The organism is Nostoc commune NIES-4072, assembly GCF_003113895.1.
Classification (GTDB): domain Bacteria; phylum Cyanobacteriota; class Cyanobacteriia; order Cyanobacteriales; family Nostocaceae; genus Nostoc; species Nostoc commune.
This window is the reverse complement of record NZ_BDUD01000001.1, coordinates 3,962,111-3,983,853: the sequence shown is the minus strand read 5'-3', so window position 1 is coordinate 3,983,853 and position 21,743 is coordinate 3,962,111. Positions and strand designations below refer to the sequence as shown.

The window sequence follows — 21,743 nt, the reverse complement described above, 5'->3', positions numbered from 1 at the left end:
ATTCTAATTCTGAAACTAATATCGTCTCTTCTCTCATCTGCTTTTGCCTCAAGCTTATTTTGCACATTTGTCATAACCATTAGAGGTTGGCATCTAGCTATGCAGATTTAAATAATTTCAAATCTGCAAATAGTCTTTGCCATATTTTGATATCAATTTCCAATTCTGAAAGCGCTATGTTAGAACAGGTGTTCCACCTGCCTTTTGCTTTCTAAAATGTCTGTTGGTACAGCTTTACGGTAAAAGATGCAACTTTATATTGCCTAACCTCTATTTATCTATCAGTTTTATTAGGTAGGTTTTTCTGGGAAAATTTGATTTTGTTACAAAACTTTACATTTAAGATAATGTAAACCTCTGTAACAGAAAGCTAACATCTTTGGTTTCGGCTTTGCGCTGCAACTAAAGGTTGATCGTGTTGTTTAAACCTGGCCTTACGAGTTCGTCACTTGCTTTACTTAGGTAGACCACAAAACCGCAGTGAGTCATGACTTACGCTTACCACTAATCGGCAAAGAGTGATTAGTTTTCAGCAGAACTTACCCAACTGGTACAGTGCGAACTGACAAAACAGCGCAAGCGATCGCTTGCCTTATAGAACAAATGTATTAAAAAAACGTAGATATGTTTGATCAGTTGCGTAAGTCCTGTTCAGTTGTCAGTTAACGCCGATATAGTTGGGGACTTAAACCCAATTATCTGAACTGATAACTGATAATTTGTTGACGGGTATTTGGGGGGATATAAATCAAAGCTTTCGTTGCTTGATAGGTTGAGCCGGATTACCTGCATAAATAGTCATTGGCTCTAGTGATTTCCCAGTAACGCCACCTAAAGTTAGTACCGCTCCGCGACCAACTGTTACTCCTGGCCCAATTACCGATCTGGCGGCAATCCAACTACTCTCTTGAATATGGATTGGGGCACTAATCAATTTAAAATCAGGATGATTCCAATCATGATTGCCAGTGCAGAGATACACTCCTTGAGACAGGCAAACATGACTTTGGATAGTCACAGGAGCGACGTTATCTATCCACGCATCTTCCCCAATCCAAACAAAATCACCAATGTTTAACCGCCAGGGAAACTTTACCCGTACTCCAGGTTTAATCCGGACACCTTGACCGATTTTAGCCCCAAAAATGCGGAGTATCCAAATTTTAAAAGCTGAAAGCGGGAGCCAATAACTTTCAACTAAGGGCGACCCTACAAAGTACCAAAGAAGTTGCTTCCAGTATGGTGCGCCTGGAGTATAGTCGCCAACAGTATATTGATTTAGACGCATAAAGGGGTAAGCAAGAGTAGGGTGAAATAATTCGTAATTGAATTAGTTTGGGATTTAGACCCCAACAGCTAAAAACTACCAAGAAAAACAATTACGCGCGAGTGTTTCGCTAAGAATTGCAAATTACTGATTAGTTAAAGGCTGGCTCCCGTATATCCTGTAGCAATCCAGAGTATAGAGCGCACAATATCACGAATAATACGGAGGAGGGATTCTGAGCCAGTTTTTTTGGATGGTACGGAGATGGAGGTAAAGGCAATACCTTGGCTACCAAGGATGAAGGTGGCGATCGCCTTAGCTCTAAGCATGTGAAAATCGGAAGTAATCAGAAATAAATGTTGAAGTTGCCGTTGTTTGAAGTCACCAACAACAGAGGTAAAGTTTGTTACAGTATCTTTTGCATGAATGTCAATGTGTAAACGACTCTTGGGTATACCTACGGCTTGAAAAGTTTCGTATGTTTTCTGAATATCGGGAGGAGAAGACACCCAAATTTCTAGAGATGGATACCATTGGGCTAGTTCGGCAGTCAATTTTTCTCTAGCGGGATCGCCGCCTAAAATCAAGAAAGCTTGGGGTTGGGGTGCTTGGTTGATGGCGATCGCTAGTTGTAGAGGTATGATACTCAACAGGGTCAAAATCAAACTTAAGCTTGCTAAACAGATCAACCTCCATCGCCTAGCAAATATAGATTTTTTCACTTGAGTTTACCCGAGAAATTCTGGTAAAGGTTTTCCATCAATAACGGTTTTATAAACTTGTATCAACTTGTGGGCAGCACGATCCCAAGTATAATTTTGGAAAATGAACTCACGGGCGCGATCGCCCATTTCTGTAGCCTGCTGAGGATGACTTAAACACTCAATCAAAGCATTAGCAATAGCATTGACATCAATCTCAACAACATGGGCAGCTTGAGCTTTAGCAGCTTCTGGAAAATTGCAAGCAGTTGTAATTATACAAGGTAATCCTGAAGCCATACCTTCTAAGATGGATATGCTAAAACCTTCGGAGTAAGAAGGAGCAACATACAAATTAGCAGCAGCTAAAGCAGCATATTTTAATGTTCCACTCACCATGCCGGTGAAGGTAACAGCATCTAGACAACCTGCCTGCAAAAAGTAGTTTTGAGCTTTATCCATAAATCCGATATTATCTGGGCCTGCTACAACTAGATGTGTGTCAGGAAACTGATTATGGACTTTGGCAAAAGCAGGAGCTAATAAATCTAGACCTTTTTTAGGGTCAATCCGACCAAGAAACAAAATTAGAGTTTTACCTCTAGTTTTTGGAAACTGCTGATAAAAAATCTCTGGGGTTGGGAGTGTTTCAAATTCTTTGCAGTGAATTCCATTAGGAATAAAGATAGTATTCTGCAATTGGAGAGAATTGATATTTTTTAGTTCCAAACTAGACATAGCTTGGATGGCGCTAGAATTTTTGATTGAAGGATTTTCAAATAATTTATAATAAATTCGTTTTTTCCATATTTTGTAGGATAATGCCCAAGGCTCTAGCATCCCATGCGGAGTTACAATATATGGAATATGGAAATATTTGCATATCAAATGAGTAACTGAAATCATTGGAGAAAAAACTGTTTGACTATGGACGATATCGTAGTTGTTTATATTACTAACTAACCATTTAATTAAAGATGCACTAATGATAAAATCATCTCGATACCAGCAATCAAAATGCTGCACTCGATAGTATTTTCTAGTAATCCATTCATTCAGTGGTACGTCTAAAGTATTGGAACCATTGGCGTTTGTAGTGACCAGATCAACAGTAACACCCAGGCGACCAATTCCTTCTAGCAGGTCTGTGACCATTTTGGATGTTCCACCATAAATTGCTCCAATATAAGGAGCAATAAATAAAATTTTCATAGCTGAATCAATAGATGCCTTTAAGTTAGTATTTTATCTGGATATTATTGCTGTATCTACAGCTTTTAAAAGACCATTAGCAAAGCTTTGAGGAGCATAATTAGCTACAATATCTTTGCTGAATTGTCCCATTTTATTTCTGGAATCTAAATCCATTTTATGGATAGTTAACAAGGTACGAGTTATATCCTCCCTACTTTGTGGATCGAATAACAGACCATTTTTACCATTATCAATAAGTTCATACGCAGCTCCCACAGTCCGGCTACATAAAACTGGCAACCCAGCAGCACAAGCTTCGTTTAACACTAACCCCCATTGCTCTTGCAACGCCGGATGCACGAAAGCATTAGCCAAGCCATACCAATCTCCAATTGCTTGGTAAGTAATAAAACCAGGCAAATGAACGCAATCTAGTAATTTTTGTTCAACAATAAGATTGCGGATAGAAGATTCTTCTTCTCCACTACCACAAATTACAAGATCCCAAGCTTGTCCATCTCCAATTTGTTGGCGATAAGCAGCAAAAGCTTCTACAAGCCGAAATACGTTTTTGCGTTTGATTAAACGGGTAACAACAATAAAATAAGGTTTGGCTGGAATTTTTGCCTGTCTGTGCCTAGCTTTCACAGGATCGAGTCTTGCTATCTCTGCGCGTTGGCTGAAATAGTCATTCTCAACTGCATCGTAACCTAGAAAAATCCGCTCATGGGGAAAGCCTAACTTAATTAGATAATCACGGTGTAGTTTACCACCCACAAGGGCAGCATTATATTTTTTGACGTAAAGCCAAGATTTCAATTGCTCCTTCCACCATTGGCGCTTTTCATCATCCCATTTACTCTCACTCATCAAAATTGTAGGAACATTATGTTTTCGACACCAGGCTAGTGCAGCACGAGATATCGGAAATCCCCATCCAGGGATAGCAAGGATATCCGGTTGTAAAGTGTCTAAACAAGGAGGTAATAAGGATGCTGGGACAGTAGATTCTTGATTGCGAAGAGTTGAGGGAGACGTTGTAGCTATTGGCAACAAAGTTTTTAAAGGAAATGTAATTTCTTGCTCTACATCACCCCAAGGATGTTCTTTAGTCGTGTCTGTAACTTGAATTGCACTAAAAGTCCAGCCTTTTTGCTTGCAGGCTGCGTAGGCAGCACGTAGTCGTGCAGCGTGATAACCTCCAATATTGTAGAAAATGACAACTATATGCATAACTATTAGTATTTATAATTTTTAGACTGAGTTGTTCAATTGAAAGCGACGTGTTGACAGATACCTCTGTCTAAAATATTTCCGTTTTGTCCAGAGAAGCAAAAAACATGGCCAAAAAGCCATGCCAAACCAAGCATAAATTCCTGGTAAGTCTCCCCCACGTAAAAGGGGTATTAAACAGGCACATAAAATCGCTCGAACCAGGATGCTAGCGAAGGGGTGAATCCTTTTACTATAAAGGACTATAGAAGCAAACACTTTGCCATAAACAATTGAGAAAAAGATAATTCCTATAATCCCACCTTCGGCATAAAAGGAACCTATTAATGATGGTGAAATGCCGAGGGTTGCTTTGCCTTTATTAATAGTGATATTAAGTTTATTCGCATAACCGCCTACGGGTTTTTCTGGCCACAAAGCTCTAGGAATAGGACGCATTAAAATTTCTAAATGCTCCATACCCCAAGAATAATCTAAACGTTCGGGATAGACCTGCTGTATCATGACAAAACCATCAAGCATATTGGCATCTTCAGCACTAAATGCCCGCTCAAAGGCTGCCTCATTAACTGCATTCTCTGCTAAAGTTGTGCTTCGCATTGCACCAGCCACAGCAAACATGCTAATAGCTAAGACAGCAACAATAGTGAAAATAATTATACGGGTTTTTGGTCGATAGGAAGATGACAAAACGATCGCACTAGCGAGCATCCATCCCAAAAATTGAAAGCGGGTGTTAGGGCCAAAGGTGTAATAAGACACACTTACTAGAATAGAAAAAGCCATAATCTTAGTGCGAATTGACGAAAAACCGCCAAACTTCCATACACAAAGAATTAAGGTAGCAATTCCTACTAAAACCATTGGAAATAAATATAAGTAGCCACTAACCTCAAAAGCTAAGGACTTTCCTGCTGCTACTTCTGCGCCTACCCGAAAACGAGCATACAAAACTAGAGGTAAGCAAAGCAAGCCGAACGCAATGACTTTAGGAGATAGCCACATTAAAAAGGAGCGATCGCTAACAGGTTTAATAACTGGCAGAGATTGCCTTTGGCACAACATATAAGTTGCAATTAGGCAAATTTCCCCAAAGACCATGTAATTTAAGGCAACTAGAGCTGCTTCTGTTGTGATTGAATTAAAGCCACCTAAATTACCAAGAGTTACCCACTTGCCAAAGCCGCTAGTGACTGCCCAATACCGATAGCCGCTAATGTAAAATAAGAAACTGCTGATAAATAACGGTACTTCATCATTTCGCCATAGCATCCAAATCCCACTAAAAATGATTAGTCCAATTTGGGTGGAGGCTAGTTCGGGAAATTCAAATAACAGCATAAGGCAGAGCTTGGAGAGATTGCTGCAATTGCGACAGGTTAAAACTTGAAGTATCGGTATTTTTGGCGAAGGCTTCTAATTGCCAAGGATTATTCAAGCAAAACTTCAACGCTTGAGCGATCGCTTGTCCACTCACTTGGGGCAAAATCAATCCATTAACTTGATCTTTTACCACCTCACCACAAAATTTAGAAGTAATAATTGGCATTTTCCAAGCTTGGGCTTCTAATTGAGTCAGTCCAAAACCATCAGAAAGGGTCGGAAACAGTAAAACATCTGCCTGCTGATAGTACATAACTGTAGCACTTCTAGAAACTGAACCAATCCACTGTAGTTTACCGTGAGATGGCTGGGGTATAGAAATGCCTTTAGAACCAACCATCCAGAATTCTATCGGCTGGTCATTCAGGAGTTCAGCAGCTTCTAGTAGTGCAGCAAGACCTTTTCGCAAAATCACTTGTCCTAGAAACAACACCCGCAGGGGACGTTCATCTGAGAAAACAGAAGGGTAAGTTCGCACAAAATCATACGCTTGTTGAGGTGGTTGATAGGCAAGGGGAATAATGTCAATTTTATGCTCAGGGATGCCGACTTGTTGTAAAGCTTCACTTGACCAGAGTGAGTTAACTATGATTCTGTCAGCCAATGAGCATTCTTGATGCCATTTAGTCCAGTAGTGAGATGGTGCAGGTTGCCAATTAGATTGATAAGTCGGATGTCTAGCGTGTTCTTCCATAACCAACTTTTCCTCGAATGGCCCTGGATCAATTTGACCAAGAATAGTACGCCAGCCTTTAGCCTTGGCGTAGTGGAACAGTTTTAAAGCGGCATAGCTGTAGGCAAAAAATGTCGGGCGATAATTGAGAGTAAACAGTTGAGTGTCAAGCTTATATAGTAATCGAATTGCATTTTTTTGGAACCAGTCATTGCGGGCAATTATCTGTTCCCATCCAGTCTTTTTTTGAATTCTTTGAGCTATTTCAAAGCCAATCAACGAACTAGTAAAGGCGTAAACAGAGGCTGGGGCTAAATCTGTATGAAACCGTTCTCGCAAATTAGCTAACAAAGGTTTTGGTAGTCCATTGAGCATAGAATCGGGTGGAACCCATGCGTCTGTAATCAAGTGAGTTAATTGTCCAGCCTTGTTTAGCGATCGGGGAATAGAATAATGCTCACGCGCTCCCAGTTGACAGCAAATCCAAGACGAAAATTTTTGAATCATATTATTTATATATTTTTTTATGAGTCCCATCCTTTATGGTTAGCCCTTTATCTTCAACCTAGAGTGCAGAAAATTCTCTTAGAAGAAAATTAAAGGCAGTATTATGATGAACAATTAGTGAGTTTAGTAGGATGTTTTTGTAAAAGTATAAGGCTAAACTTGCCATTTTTTGGGTGTATTGACTGATTGACTGTTATTTGTTTACTAAATCTATCTAAAAACAGACAGCAATTTGCCTGCAAGTAAGCTTTTTGTTCTAATAATAAAACTACATGCATGGTTTTTCAGACAATTCTGATTTGGGAAAGATATTTTTCAAATTTGGTTATATGGTAATATAATAATATTAACTTATTATTCACTAAAAACATCCTTTATAAATATGAAAATATAAAACTTATTTTTTTTAAATTATTAGGAAATTAAAGAATGGATCGTCGTACTTTTTTAATTTATGCAAGTTTTGGGTCAGTAGTAAGTACACTAAATGCACTACTTACCAATACATCATCAGGAGTAGGGCAAGAAAGCAAAAGAAATAATAAGATTTTACTTAGCCAGACACTACCAAATCGCTTTGTGAATGTTTATTCATTTGGAAAACTTGTAAGTGGTAATAATCAACAAGATTACATCATTGCAGCTAACACAAAAATAATTCAAAAAGCCATTGATACGGTTGGTCGGCAAGGTGGAGGAACTATCTATATTCCGAAGGGCTATTACCAAATAGCACCAGCAAATTTAACAGTTAATTATCCATCTTCAATTGTCATAAATTATGACAATATTACCCTAGCTGGTGATGGGATTGGCAAAACTATTATTGAAAGTAGAGGTTCTTGGTCTGTTATTAAAGGGCAAGTTGTGAGAGGGCATGGAATTATGGTTCAGGGAACCAATAATTCTAGTCAGCCTCGGAAAAATGTTACAATTAAAAATCTCGAACTACACGGTGGTCTGACTGGATTTACTGGCGATCGCGGATGGCCAGCTAACCCAAAAACTGGGGATGGGTGGGATATTTCCCACAAGGGTATAGTCTTAGATTTTGATAAATATTTGGATAATATTACTATTGATTCTGTTTACGTACATGATTTCAGGGGAGAAGTAATTTATGGAGGAGGTTCAGGAATTGGAAAAGTTACTATATCAAATACAAAAATAGCAAATTCTAATGGCTCAATGCTCAGTCTTGATGCAAATCTAACTGTCACTAAGTGTGAATTTTCTCAAACTGCAAATGCTTGGGTCGAAAATGCACCCGTGTCACCCAACAAATATTATTATTTTGAGCAATGTAAATTCCAAGATTCTATCGCATCTGGTTTAGTTGTAGCTCAAGGTAACTTTTACCCTGGTCGGAAAATAACAATTACTAACTGTAGTTTTTATAACTCTCCCTCTGGTATTTGTCCTTTTGGGGGCGCAAGTGACTTCGTAATCACAAAAAACAAATTTTTTGATGTTAACAATGTTTTATTCACTAGTGGCGTCAATAGAAATATTCAATTTAATCAAAATGAAATATATGGACAAACACAGCCAGTAAGTATGGCTCACATTTTTGGTGAATTATCTAACGTAGTAATCAAAGACAATTTCCATAAGGCAGCAACTAATGTTACAAAAGTTAGTTGTATATTATATTATGATAATTTGAAAAATATAGTAATAGAAAACAATTTTTTTGAAAATTGTCGTACACCTGAGCAGTTGGGTGATCTTACTAATGAGCGTCCTTTATTCAGAAATAATCAATACATTAACGTAGAAAGACGTGATACTCAAGGATCTTGTGTTTTATCGTGGGAACAAGAAACACCGTATATGGTTACTCCCAAATGTGAAGAAGTAGTGTTACATAATATGACTAGCACTACAATTACAACAATGAGCATGAATATTAGTCGTTATGTTGACGGACAAGAAGTATTAGTGATAGGTGGAACTATCAAGAGGAAAGTCAAACTACCTCAAAACTCTGCTACTATTGAATGCCAAAGCGATAGATTTATCAGTGCAAAAGGTGAGAAAGTAAGGCTGAAATTTAACAAATATAACCAGAAGTGGTATGAAGTATTGTAACTTACTAATAAGTATAAAGATAAAATATGTTTTTGCTCTTTGTTAATATGTATTTATCCTAATAAAACAGTAGTTTGGGCATAATAATGACGTTGAATATCACTTTATTAAGTCATATTTAGGCTTTGTCTTAGCGGGTGAAATTTCTAAAAAATGGTGAAATAATAATGATATTGGCAAAGTAACTATTACCACTAATAACAATAGTAATAAAAATGTGCTAAATGTATTAAATCTTGAATGAGATAAGACCGAGCTAATGTAAGGAATAAAAATCTGATGCAATAAGTAAACGGGATAGCTGACTCTTCCTAAAACTAATATAGGATACCAGCGTTTGCTGTAACTGATATATGTTTCTTTAATAACTAAGCTCCATATCATCAAACCAATTAAGCAGCCTAAAACAGGCTCGTAAACTAAATTGACTGAGGAACCTAATCGTAACCAAATCAAGATAAGCAAACAATATAGTGAGATAGAATTAAGCGGGAAGTGAGTTTTTTGAACTACTTGTTGAGCAACCCAGGCTCCCATACACCACTCAAACCAGCGTTGAGGAGAATTGAACCACAATACAGATCCTAATTCGTAGCCTATTGGCTCAAAACTAAGATATTGACTGATTAGACGACTAATTAATGTGAATAAGATTACGGCTAATAAGGCTCGACTGATACCCCAAACTTTAGCTAACTTATAAAAAATAGGGTAGAGCAGATATAGTTGTACTAATGTTCCCACAAACCATAACGCAGGAATAACGCCAAAAAATGTTTTCGGGTTGAGGGTGTGGAGAAATAATAAGTGAGCAATGAGATCCCAAATTTGAGGTAAATAGGCAAATATGTTCTGTTGACGAATTAAACCCCAAATACTGTTAATAATTATAGAAAGAAGAATTGCTCCTAAGTAGGCGGGATAGAGTCGTCGCACTCGACGGATAAGAAACTTATTCCATATAGGTTGAAACTTTGGGTCGCCAATTTGTTGTTTTGCTTGGGAATAATGAATGCCAAAACCACTCAAAACAAAAAATATACTTACGCCTAATGTTCCTCCATATCTGAGCCAGTTAATCCAGAGGATTGATGAATCAGTCAAATTGCTCTCAGACTTAACATCTGGCAGTACGTGGAAAATAATAACAGCTAAAACTGATATTCCTTTAATAATATCAAGAGTCCAAAAGCGGGATGTCTGAGGAACATCAGTTTTGAGATTAGGATTCATATTGTGCCAAGCATTTTACTAAGGTTGTAGCTCGTGCTTGCCAGGTTTGCTTAACTGCAAATTTTAATTGTTGAGTGCTTTTATAATATGCGTCTTGAGTTGCGATCAAACTTAGTTGTTGCCTAATTATAGTAATTGCCTCTTCTGGTGAATGAAACACATTAATCCACTCTGGATAAAGCTTGCACTCTGGAATGTCTGTACTGAGCATAGGACGACCACTGGCAATACCATCCATCACTTTTGTCGGACAAGCCGCCTGATTAAAGGGATGGGTAATATCATAAGGCATCCAGTTTATTGCAAATGACCAGTAATACTGAGCAACTTGTTCTTGAGGGATTTCATTAATATGACGAACATTGGGTAGTGATAGTACGGCTTGACGATTTGCCCTCCAACCCTTTTCATTCACATCCCCAGCAAATCCATCTAAACCGCCGATAAAAATAAATGTAACTTCTGGGCAAGTTTTAGCCACCTGTAGCACTAGCTGCCAATCTACCCGTTCAATCAAATTGCCTATATAACCAACTGTCATTGGTTCAGGTAATTTATCTGGCTCAGGGTTTAAGTAAGATTCCACTACTCCTAAAGGAAAGTGATGAATGGATTCGGCCCGATGAGGATATCGTTGTCGTAAAGCTTCGACTTGGAATTGAGCAATACAGAGGATAATTTTTGCTCTGTTAACTAATTCCGCTTCTTGGTGCAAAATTTGCTCTTTACGCGAGGGTTGATAATAGATATATTCGTCAAGGTTGTAATAAATTAACCTTTCTGATGAAATTTGGCGTACCCACGGTGCTGAAAATGGGTACGGTACAATGACCCAGGGTGTGGTTCCAGATTCTTTCTCTAAACTACGACACCAGTGTTTGACTTTCGCGTTCAGGTAGGGCCGGAATACAGTCCCCAAACTGCCAGCATAGCCTGGAGGAAGTAATTGCATTGTTCGCTGTAAATAGAGAGGTGTATTTGAACTTGGCCATTTTGGTTTTAGACGACGGTAATTGAGCCAATCATAGGAACGAATGGTATGGGTTGGAAAATCTCTAGCAAGGGATTCTGCTAAGGCATATACCCAAGGAGTATTGGCAACAAGGAATAGAAAGCTAAGATTAGTCATGCTGTAAATTAAGCAATTAAAAGCCCCGAAAGTCACGAAAAAAATAACCAAGCTGAGGCGATCGCCCCACAACATCTCTGATTATTGAACGTAGAGGGCTTGGGAGGAGTTGAAAACGACGAACTGGAGATTGATAATTAGTGGGTTGCTGACCCTCATTACTCCTGCTAATGGCTGGAAGTGAAGAGATGTGTTGTATAAGAGACTCGTAATGCTTCCACATGACGGTTGCATCAAAATTTGATCTTGCTTGCTCAATCACATTATTTGCGAAAGCCTCATACTCTTCACAGGCTCGAAGAACTTGCTTTGCCAGAATCTCGATATTTCCTAATGGTGCAAAAAGAGCGGTTCTATTAGCTGAAACTATCTCCTTGGTACCTGTCTCAATATCCCAAGCAACCGGAATACACCCCATGCTCATTGCTTCAATTGTTGCCATACCAAATGGTTCAACACGACTGACCATCAATAAAACTTTGGAAGATGCCGCTATCCTAAAAATTACATCACGTTGAACCTGACCATAAATACAAATTTGTTCAGAATTAGGTAGTTGCTTAATCTTGGTTTTAAAACTAGGAGATATGTAACCAAACCAGTGTAATTTACCTATAAATCCATGATTTGAAAGTTTTTTCCACAACTTAATTCCATCAAATGCACCTTTTACAGGCTTATCACCTCCTAAAAAGATAATGTCATCTTTTCGGAATGTAGGTTGTTGAAGTTCAGGAAATATACAGCCGTTTAAAATAACAGAAAGTTTTTTGGAATTTTTTAGATAGTGTCTAAATTGACGAGCTACAGTTTCGGAAACAGCAACAATTGCATCCAAATTATCTTCTTCTTTAACTGATACTTTCCAGTATCGAGAAGCGGTATCATGAACAACATAGACACACTTGACTGTAGAAGGTAGATAAGGAATTACAGCATCTGACTGTTCACAGGCGTTCAAAAACAGCACATCTTGAGGGTGATTAGATAACCACTTAATTAACTCTACAGGAGTTTCTTCTGCTGCCCCTTCTAGCCCCAACGAAGCAACACGGAAAGGAAAATTATTGGCTAACAGCCTCGCTGTAGGTTGAAGTACAAGTAGTAATGTGGTTTCGTAACCAGCTTTTGCAGCTTGCTCGCAGCACGATATAGCTACTGAAGCCACTCCACCACCGCGGTTATCAGGAATAAGCCAGCATATTTTCATATCAGGTTTTAGGAAGTATTATTTACGAAGTATTATTTACGAAGTATCACTATGTCATGTCCTGCTGTAATCTGCTTCCATACTGTTGAATGAGATATACATTCATAACCTCGGCTTTGATAGAAAAGAATAGCTTCATGCGAGTCAATACTAGCTACTGCATCAGAATCTCCACCACTCCATAGCTCTCCATGATAGGGAATGAGTTTTTTCCAACTCAAAGGATTATTTCTAGAACAATTAACTCGTCGCCATAAACGCCAAGGTATTTTGGTGAAAAACTTATATAGTTTTGAGGTTAATACAGACAGGAGAAATTTGACCAATTTTTGTCGGAAATTGAGATCGCTATAAGGTAGAACAGGAATCAACTCAGTATTATAGCTAGTACAGTGCCAGGCTGGTTTCAAAACTAGTAAGCCACCAGATTTTAATATTCGTTCCATTTCTGAAAAAGCTAAATCAACATTTGGAACGTGTTCAAGAGTATTAAAACTAAAAATACATTCAACAGAAGAATCAGCCATTGGAATTAGTCTGGCATCTGCACATATCCGATTAAAGGACTCGAACCCGTCGGCGAAAAGTGACTCTAAAGAATATTCTAGACCAATAAATTTGGGGGAAATATCAGCGAATAGACCGACCCCACATCCAATTTCTAGGCATGGCCCTTGGATATTAAACTGTCGCACAAACTGCACCATGAATTCTCTTTCATGTTGAAGATAGTTACTGGCAAGTTCTAAAGTACGACTGCGGTTAGCATACATTTGCTCAAACCAAGTATCAGAAGATTCAAGAGATTCAGATTTGAGGATTGGAATACCTTGTACTCGTCGATACTGATAATTACAAATATCACAAGTTAATTTATCGTCACTCAGCTTTAAAGTACCTTTGCATACTTTATTTTCTGGGGACTTCTGAACACAATGTAGAATATCTACAAAAAATGCTGTTTTCATTTATATTAGGTTAGTTAATAAGAATATTCCTGCTAAAAGTTTTCAATCAATTACAGAAGTCCAAGTTTGATGAGCAGATTGCATATCAAAGCCAGAAAAGTATCTAGCACGAATTTTTTCACCATCTATAGAACTATTTGCTATTTTCTCTAGAGCAATGGCAAGTGCTTGATTCAATTCTTCTGGATTATCAGGTGAAACCAGTGAACCAACTTCTGGATATCCCTCATATAAGTCAGGAATTCCCCCTACTCTTGCTGCTACACAAAAGCGTCCGGCTTGCATCAATTCTAATAGTGTAAAGCAGGGGCCACCTTCAAACCTGGAAGGATACACAAATAAATGGCAATTTGCCATGATATCAGGCAAGTCTTGGCGATGATCATAAGCACCGTGAAAAATAACTTGCTGCTTAATACCCAGTTCCAGTGCTAATGCTTCCAGTTTCGGCTGATCCGGCCCGCGTCCGTAGAGGTGTAGTTCTACTAGCTTTCCATTTTTAACTAACGTTGCGATCGCCTTTAGTAGAGTATCAAGATTCTTTTGTTTTATTTCTAATCTTCCCAAAAATCCTATTTTCCAAGGTGGACTTGACGATAAAGGAACTATTTGTGGAAACAGTAATAAATTGTGATATGGCACGACATGAACTTTACCTGTGTAACCATATACCTGTTTAAATTGATCAACAGTACATCTGGATACAGAAATAACAGCATCTGTTTCAGCTACAGCCTGACAGAATTTTTGTCCGTAGGGTGGAAGTGGAGGGATAAACTCTGGAGCAAACATCCAACTAGCAGCAATTCTCGCACCGCACTGATGAACCAGACGTACTATAGTTAAATATAATTCTGGCATAGGTTGGCGTACACAAAATACCCAGTCTCCAGGCTTTAACTGAGTACTGAGCCAAGCCAACATCAGGCGTTGTCTCACTAACCAGCGATCGCCCCATACTCTAGGTTGACGGTAAATATTGATACCTTTATTGACTAACTCATCGACTAAGGGGCAAGATTCTAACTCAGCTACTACCACACGAAAGGGAATTTTTTCTTGGTGTAGATGAGTTGCCAAAGCGTGCAAATAAGTTTCTATTCCACCAGCACGATACAATACATCGGAGTAAAGGAAAATCATCAGTTTTCTATCCTCGTAACGAGGTTGTTTCCCAAACATCTACCTGATTAGGATTAACCTTTGGTTGAGTCGCTTTCAAATAAAGCTGTTTTTGTTCTCCAGCCCAGGCGGGGGAGTAAATAGCTAAATCTGAACCAATAATGTGAGCAATGGGTAAGCGCTCAGAGAGTTCTTTCAAATACTCTGGGACACCATTTTTACCATCAAAGTAACCCCAGTTGGCATAATCATGCCATAGGAAAAAGCCGTTAGGTGAAAGCAATGGCAAAAGTAGTTCAGTATCATGCTTTACGCTTGCATAGGAGTGATCTGCATCGAGAAAGATGAAATCATAAGACCCAGGTAAATCTTGCTGAAAAATTTCCTCGTTAGTTTTGCCAACTCTTCTTTCAATCATGAAGGAGTAAGGTGTATTTCTGTAAGCTTCACCATGATCTGGATATTGGTCTACAGTAATAATTTTGGCATCTGAGGCAATATGTTGGGCTAAATATAGAGCTGTATAGCCTCTAAAACTACCTACTTCCATTAGTCTTTTAGGTTGACTGCAAACTATTACCTTTAGTAAAGAGGCGACATCTGCTAAAGGAGTAGACCAAGCTCCACGAGGAAATTGATGGAACGTGACAGGTTGAGACTCAAAGTTGTCAAATAGTTCTGAAAGCAAAATATTAGGTAAAGTCAGCCTCTTTTTTAGAAAGTGGCAAAGTGCCAAGTCCGCAAAAGGCCGATAGTAGAAAAAATTCTTTACAGGATTCATAATGGTGTTTATATGACAGTACAAGGAATGCAGAAATTCTCTAAGTTCAAGAGGCTTTAGGTAAAATTTGCAGAGATTTTAAGTAAGAAAACAGATAAGCCCAAAAAAACCGATAGTTCCAAATGTGTGGTAATAAAGAAAAAGACTGTTGTATAAATTCGGTTAAAGGAATCTTATGACTGTAGTGACTACTTAGTTGATCTAGAACTAGATGAAATTGAAATCTGCTTCTAGACGAACGCCAGCCTTTAGGCATAATTGCTGGATGCTGATTAGCAAATTTATCAAAAACTTGAGCAATTTCAGACTTGAAAGCAATCTGCTGACTAACTGTTTTAGAGTCTGAATGCAATCTAAATTTAGCTAGCGTATTATCTATAAGCTTGACTTTAAAATTTGGCAATAGAGCTAATCTTAAATACAACTCATAGTCCATCGTATACTTTAATGAAACATCAAGTCCGCCAACTAGATGGCAGGCAGAACATGACATATATGTAACTGGTTGCGGGTTTCCCCATTTTTCCCAGACACAAATTAAATCAGATATTTTTTGAAACCGTTCGATATGCAAATATGTAAGCGATGGATTTGAATTATCAAATATATTTAACTTTCCACTATAAACTGTTGATAAGGGTTCTTGTAAATTTGCTTTAGCAATTGCCTGTAAGGCATTCACCTCTAACAAATCATCTGAATTAAGCCAGTTCCAAATCACACCAGTACAACGCTCAAAACCCTTTTGAATAGCATCTGTTTGCCCCCGATCTGGCTCACTAACCCAATAGGAAATCCACTGTTCATATTTACGAATTATATCAATTGTGTTATCTACACTGCCTCCATCGATAATAATGTATTCTAGATTGGGATATCCTTGCAGAAGAACTGAACGTATTGTTTCCTCAATAAATTGCCCTTGGTTATAACTAGGTGTCACAATACTAATACGTGGCCATTCACAACCGTTTAGCATTATCTTTGACAATGGTTCTGTCTGTTCTGTCCAAGGCCAGCCTGTTTTGCTTTCCGGTGGTGAGGGTAAATCTTTTAATGTCAAAGTAGTATTAATATTCATCGGAAGGCATTTTGATGTGAAAGCTATACGGATAAAGTGCTTGCAGTTCTCTTTGATGGCTCGTCAGTTCTGACTAATGCGATCGCAAATATTCACTTGAGGAGCGTAGGCGTAGCCCATCGAAAGCATCGCCCTAATTCCAACATTTCTGTGACAAAACCTGTTGGTATAATTCAATGTATCGTTGTGCTTGCAGTTCCAAGGAATATTCCTTGAGGACAATCGTTCGACAATTTTCACTCATGCGATCGCGTAATTCTTTATCCTCTAATAATTTGACAATACCACTGCAAAAATCTAACGCATCTTCAGGTTCAGCCAAATAACCTGTAATACCAGGTCTTACCAAGTCAGGAACACCACCAATTTTAAAAGAAACCATTGGTGTACCACAAGCCATGCTCTCTTGTAAAACTAAAGGTAGGTTATCAGTACGAGTAGGAAAAACAAATAAATCCGCAGCAGAAAAGGCAATAGATTTTAAGCGATCGCTGCTAATATAACCTAAGTTTAGAGTTTGTATTCCCAAGGTTTTTGTGATTGTTTCGCCACCTTCTCCTAATGTCAGCAGTACTGTCTCAGCTTTGAGATACTCAGGTAGATGGTGTAACGCTTTCAGCAACAGATCGCTACCCTTACGAGAGTCTTGCAAACTTTGCGCCCCAAATAAGAGAACTCTTTTGTTAATTGGAATACCTAGTAAGGAACGACACTGCTCGCTATCAAGAGGTTGATAAGCTTCTGTATCAATTCCATAAGGAATATGCTGAATTGGAAAGCGATTAAGCATACTCTGTTTGGCTTGTTCTGTTAGCCACTTGCTAGGAGTGACGATAGCCAGATGAGAGCGGCTATAAACCCAGTTTTTTAGTTTCCACTCCAGACTAGTACTATCCCTGTTGATAGTTGGATAGGTATCCAGATAAGGACATTTACCACAACCAATTTTCCAGCGTTCACAGTCATAACTATAACTACAATGACCAGTAAAGCTCCACATATCATGAAGCGTAAATACAGCAGGTTTACTTTTCATTAATGAGGGAATTGCTAAGTAGTTAAAGTAATTATTATGAAGGTTGTGAAAGTTAAGGATATCCGCCTCTTTATAGAAGTGATGCTTGGGAATATCAAAGCTACTAAACAGGTTAATATAGTTAAATCCTAAACGCACGGTGAAGCGATACAGTTGATTTTCAAGACGGTATCCACGAGAAATAGCCGCTACGCGATCGCTATCTGTTTTAACAACTCCCACCAACAATCGGGAATTTATACCTTTAGCTAGCAAACCTTCATGTAGGCGATAACCTGCTATAGCTGCTCCACCTTCAATATCTGAATAATTGATCTGTAGAACATTCATGATTATTGTTACTTAGTTCCTATTGATTATTTTTGTAGTAGAGTTCAAGCCTGGAAAGTTAGCTTTCTTTTAATTGAAGACAAGCGCCGACGGATTTTTACAAACGGTTTATCCTGCTCTCGCATTTCTTGACCTCCAAAAATTTGGTCAAAGCTGTGCATATCTGCCTCTTTATGTCTGACTATAAATGGAGGATGCTTGATTTCCCAGATATCATTTATTGGTAATTTAGATCGTGGATCGTCATTTACTGTATGGGCAGCATCTAAACGATTAAAGCCAAGATTAGAAATCAAGTTTTTGTTTGGTTCAATGACTAATCCCCCTTGCGACCAACAAGCATACGTCCATTGATAATCCCATGTATCTATTATTTGTGGGTCATCATACATTTGATCGAATATGCTTGTCCAATATTTTTGCTCATATAAATTTTCAAAAATGAGTTTAACTAAGCCTTGTTTTTTAAACTCGGGCCAAGTTTTCATTCTGTAATCATAATGTTGCCATGCTCTTCGCCAAGAAGCCCAGCCCCACCCATGCATATATTTTGAAAAGTAGTAGCTATATTCGGTTCTATCCTGATTAACAGAATTATCACCATTAATATGCATTATTCTTTCATCATGTCGATAACGCTCCAGCATTGCTTCACAAAAACTAAAAAAAGATGGTACTGGTAATGTATCGTCCTCTAAAAATATTGCTTCTTCCACTTGAGAAAAAACCCAATCAAATCCAGTAGCTTCCCGACGACCACATCCTAAGTTTACATCAGAAAAATCAGTTATAAGATCGCATTTCCAATCTATTTTATTAATAATTGACCTAGCCTGCTGACACTTTTCTTCTTCTTCAGGAAAGCGTGGCCCATCAGCTATGACAAATAGCTTCTGAGGTTTAGCTTGGGCAATAGCTGCAAATACTTGTTCGGTTAAATCGGGTCGGTTAAATATGAGGAAGCCTACAGGAGTTGATAGTGACATAATTTAGTTGTTAATTAATCTCAGCTTTTAGTCTTTAATCTAAAAAGTTTAAATTTTTAGATATTATTTTTTTATATGTGTAGTTAATTAGAAAATTCACTTTATTCAACGAGTACGTGTATTATGACAAACATTTAGCAATAAACTATTTAGCATTGGCAATGATTGTTTTTTATTTTAATCATCAAAATCCAAAATAAAATTTTTCTTCTGGCTAGATATAAAGGAAGTTTAGCTCTCAATGAGCGTGTTAACTGGCTTTAAAATTTGACGTACTGTCTTTTTCAGAAAAAGTTTAACAGCAAGCTTTATGATTGTGAAAGAGTGGCTACATTTAAGCGCTTCTTGAATTTGATTAGTGACAGTTTCTACGTCACCAATAGAAAGCATTTGTTGTGCAGTATTCAGAGCGCAAAGTGCAGAATGCTCTCTATTTTGATTTAATAGCTTGTTTACAATAGCATGAGATAGATAATTAGGAAGGTAAGATTGAACAATCTCAATTCCTTTACGTACATCTTGCATATTTTCACCAGTACGTATACTGTGTCCACTATTGGAAGCTGAACGTAATCGATATGCTGCTAGTGGTTCAACTTCATACCACACTGCATATTGAGTAGCTATTCTTACCCACATTTCCCAATCTTCATAATAAAACTTGAAACGAGAATCAAATCCTCCTAAACTTTCGTATACTTCACGTCGTACTACAATTGAAGGTGTTTGGATGTATTGTTTGACAATAATATCCTCTAACCAATTATTCAATAGTCCACTTTTAGGCTGCAATAATTCAGAGATAAATTGCCAATGACTCTGTTCATTTATAAAAATATGACGACAGAAGGCAGCACCTACTTCTGGTTTGTCATTAAATGCCTGCTGCATTTTGACGTAGAACCATTGTCGCACGCAATCATCGCCGTGTAGTATATGGATCAATTTTCCACGTGATCGCTGCAAACAAGTATTAAAATTTTTTGTATGACCTACATTTTGAGGCTGTCGATAAAAACTAACCCGATTGCCTGCTAGTTCTCTAACAACAGCTTCAGGATCATCTTTAGTAGAGTGATCATCAACTACCTCTATCTGCATGACATCTGCCCCTGGATCTTGCGCTAATACACTACTCAGGGTTTCACGCAGATAATTTGCACAGTTATATGTGGGAATCATAACTGACCACAAAGGTTGTAGAGTATTTTTTGGCACCGATGAAATACTAGCTCTATACTGGTGTTGCTTACTCATGACTAGTTTTTAGGCATAACGTGGGTATAAAACACTGCAAATTCAGCAATAGCACGTAGTCTATTTAACTGTTTTATGTATTTTAATGCACTATTATTTTTGGATATAGACATCAGAATTTTCATGAAATTTTTTTTCAAATGAGGTAAAAGCTATCACAGAACACAACACCCATCTCTGAATTCTGCTTGAAAGATTGTCGGGGCTTACCAGAGAAACAGAAAGTATTTGATTATTTGTCAGCTTCGTTTTTAAAAATAAAATTACGCATTTGCTTGCCGATCGCTTCAAATGAAAAAGCTTGTTCTGCTCTGTGGCGACCCCGTTTTCCTAATTCATGTCCAAGAGATGTATCATCTAAAATCCGACCTAATGCAGCAGCTAAAGCAGTGGCATCTTCACATGGTACTATTATTCCGCCTGAAGCTTCACCTTCGTTAAAAATATCCCGTATGCCATTAACATCAGTTGCGACTACAGGTAATTTGCAAGTCATCGCCTCAATAGGTGCCACAGGAAAGCCCTCATATCGAGATGAGAGAACATAAACATCTGCCGCCGAGATATATTGCCAAAGCAGAGTGCGATCGCGAATATATTCATTTACCCACAAAATATTTGTTATTTGCATAGAGGCTATACATTGATCTAATTCCTGTACATCACTACCTGAACCTACTAAAAGCAAACATAATTCTTGATTCGGAAGCTCACTACAAATTTGTTTCCAGGCCTCCAGTAAAATATCTAAGCCTTTGTGGATAATGTCTATACGACCATGAGAGATAGCTACACGAGCATGATCTGAAATACCTAACATTTTTCGTGCTTGCTTTCGATCCATAGGATGCCATGTTGTTACATCCATTGGATTAAAGATTTGCATTAACTTCTGGGATGGTAACTGATAGCGATCACTTACGCGTTGTATTTCTGTTTTTGATCCGATGATCAATCCTGTACTTGCTCTTAATGTAAATGGACGTATTGGACGTTCAAAACGACTACGCTGACTACAACCTCCTTGGAAACTTGCAAAAACAGGCATCTGCATTAATTTTCCAAACAGAACGCAAACATCGAAGCTAGGGTTTTCATAATCTTGAAATAATATAGCATCAACACCTTGTTGCTTTAGTTCACTAGCAAGTAATACTAACGGCAAAACTAGGTAAGAATCTAGACTTTTAATTACTCCTTTCTTTGCTACTCCCATCCTATAAGTACTGTAGCGAAAAGCACGGTGAAGTATTGAATCTGGTAATATACATACGGTCGCACCCGTGGGTTCATGGCGAAAACGCCATGTTTCAGAAACGTGAGATGAAATAAATATTAATACTACCTGAACGCCTACAAGTTGCAGAGCTTCGATATAGTTAAACATCCAACCGCCCGTTAGCTCTGTACGAAAGATGTCAAAAGAAACCCCAACTGTATCAAAAAAGTCTTCAAATAGCCCATCACAAGGCATCAGAGCGATTGTTAATTGTGAATGAGTACTTTTCAAAGTCTGACTTTCATCACTACTAGGGCTAGTTAATAATATGTTCATAAATTT

18 protein-coding genes are annotated in these 21,743 nt (G+C 38.1%); 1 reads left to right on the top strand and 17 read right to left on the bottom strand.

All coding sequences use genetic code 11. The features are described from left to right. Positions 1-748 precede the first annotated feature (748 nt). The 6 genes from CDC33_RS17665 to CDC33_RS17640 all read right to left on the bottom strand — a co-directional run bounded on the left by CDC33_RS17665 (position 749) and on the right by CDC33_RS17640 (position 6,958). Positions 749-1,288, bottom strand: coding sequence for a WcaF family extracellular polysaccharide biosynthesis acetyltransferase (locus CDC33_RS17665; RefSeq protein ID WP_109009588.1), 540 nt, complete (start codon positions 1,286-1,288; stop codon positions 749-751). A 134-nt stretch (positions 1,289-1,422) separates the two neighbouring features. Continuing rightward, positions 1,423-1,989, bottom strand: coding sequence for a YdcF family protein (locus tag CDC33_RS17660; protein WP_244919259.1), 567 nt, complete (start codon positions 1,987-1,989; stop codon positions 1,423-1,425). Between the two features lie 6 nt (positions 1,990-1,995). After that, positions 1,996-3,180 carry a glycosyltransferase gene (locus tag CDC33_RS17655; protein ID WP_109009587.1) on the bottom strand — a complete coding sequence of 395 codons (1,185 nt, stop codon included), beginning with the start codon at positions 3,178-3,180 and terminating at the stop codon, positions 1,996-1,998. A gap of 33 nt (positions 3,181-3,213) precedes the next feature. Next, positions 3,214-4,395 (bottom strand): glycosyltransferase family 4 protein, encoded by a 1,182-nt coding sequence (locus CDC33_RS17650; protein WP_109009586.1) that lies wholly within the window; start codon positions 4,393-4,395, stop codon positions 3,214-3,216. Between the two features lie 21 nt (positions 4,396-4,416). Then, entirely contained in the window at positions 4,417-5,736 is a 1,320-nt protein-coding gene (locus CDC33_RS17645; RefSeq protein WP_109009585.1) for an oligosaccharide repeat unit polymerase, read from the bottom strand. Then, complete coding sequence (locus tag CDC33_RS17640; protein WP_109009584.1) at positions 5,723-6,958, bottom strand: glycosyltransferase family 4 protein; 1,236 nt, start codon at positions 6,956-6,958, stop codon at positions 5,723-5,725. Before CDC33_RS17640 ends, CDC33_RS17645 begins: the two co-directional genes overlap by 14 nt. A gap of 429 nt (positions 6,959-7,387) precedes the next feature. Between CDC33_RS17640 and CDC33_RS17635 the strand changes: the two genes are divergently transcribed. After that, the gene (locus tag CDC33_RS17635; RefSeq protein ID WP_109009583.1) at positions 7,388-9,049 is read left to right on the top strand and encodes a right-handed parallel beta-helix repeat-containing protein; all 1,662 of its coding nucleotides are present in this window, start codon (positions 7,388-7,390) and stop codon (positions 9,047-9,049) included. A 99-nt stretch (positions 9,050-9,148) separates the two neighbouring features. On the opposite strand, the gene CDC33_RS17630 is transcribed toward CDC33_RS17635, so the two are convergent. From CDC33_RS17630 to CDC33_RS17580, 11 genes are all read right to left on the bottom strand, one after another. Next, the gene (locus CDC33_RS17630; protein ID WP_109009582.1) at positions 9,149-10,282 is read right to left on the bottom strand and encodes an acyltransferase family protein; all 1,134 of its coding nucleotides are present in this window, start codon (positions 10,280-10,282) and stop codon (positions 9,149-9,151) included. Continuing rightward, the gene (locus CDC33_RS17625; RefSeq protein ID WP_109009581.1) at positions 10,272-11,411 is read right to left on the bottom strand and encodes a glycosyltransferase family protein; all 1,140 of its coding nucleotides are present in this window, start codon (positions 11,409-11,411) and stop codon (positions 10,272-10,274) included. The genes CDC33_RS17630 and CDC33_RS17625 overlap by 11 nt, the downstream gene beginning before the upstream one ends. Before the next feature lie 16 nt (positions 11,412-11,427). Further along, a complete protein-coding gene (locus tag CDC33_RS17620) occupies positions 11,428-12,621 on the bottom strand; it encodes a glycosyltransferase family 4 protein (RefSeq protein ID WP_109009580.1) in 1,194 nt (397 codons plus the stop codon). A 32-nt stretch (positions 12,622-12,653) separates the two neighbouring features. Beyond that, complete coding sequence (locus CDC33_RS17615) at positions 12,654-13,589, bottom strand: methyltransferase domain-containing protein (RefSeq protein WP_109009579.1); 936 nt, start codon at positions 13,587-13,589, stop codon at positions 12,654-12,656. A 42-nt stretch (positions 13,590-13,631) separates the two neighbouring features. After that, positions 13,632-14,732: a glycosyltransferase gene (locus CDC33_RS17610; protein ID WP_181374053.1), complete on the bottom strand. Its 1,101-nt coding sequence runs from the start codon at positions 14,730-14,732 to the stop codon at positions 13,632-13,634. 7 nt (positions 14,733-14,739) lie between these two features. Continuing rightward, the gene (locus CDC33_RS17605; protein WP_181374052.1) at positions 14,740-15,399 is read right to left on the bottom strand and encodes a class I SAM-dependent methyltransferase; all 660 of its coding nucleotides are present in this window, start codon (positions 15,397-15,399) and stop codon (positions 14,740-14,742) included. 139 nt (positions 15,400-15,538) lie between these two features. Beyond that, the gene (locus tag CDC33_RS17600) at positions 15,539-16,573 is read right to left on the bottom strand and encodes a glycosyltransferase family 2 protein (protein WP_109009576.1); all 1,035 of its coding nucleotides are present in this window, start codon (positions 16,571-16,573) and stop codon (positions 15,539-15,541) included. Positions 16,574-16,706: 133 nt separating this feature from the next. Next, on the bottom strand, positions 16,707-17,939 hold the full coding sequence (locus CDC33_RS17595; protein WP_109009575.1) for a glycosyltransferase family 4 protein: 1,233 nt from the start codon (positions 17,937-17,939) through the stop codon (positions 16,707-16,709). A gap of 44 nt (positions 17,940-17,983) precedes the next feature. Further along, positions 17,984-18,925: a glycosyltransferase family protein gene (locus CDC33_RS17590; RefSeq protein ID WP_109009574.1), complete on the bottom strand. Its 942-nt coding sequence runs from the start codon at positions 18,923-18,925 to the stop codon at positions 17,984-17,986. Positions 18,926-19,156: 231 nt separating this feature from the next. Beyond that, entirely contained in the window at positions 19,157-20,182 is a 1,026-nt protein-coding gene (locus CDC33_RS17585) for a glycosyltransferase family 2 protein (protein ID WP_109009573.1), read from the bottom strand. Between the two features lie 232 nt (positions 20,183-20,414). Beyond that, positions 20,415-21,737 (bottom strand): glycosyltransferase family 4 protein, encoded by a 1,323-nt coding sequence (locus CDC33_RS17580; RefSeq protein ID WP_181374051.1) that lies wholly within the window; start codon positions 21,735-21,737, stop codon positions 20,415-20,417. Between the last annotated feature and the right edge of the window lie 6 nt (positions 21,738-21,743).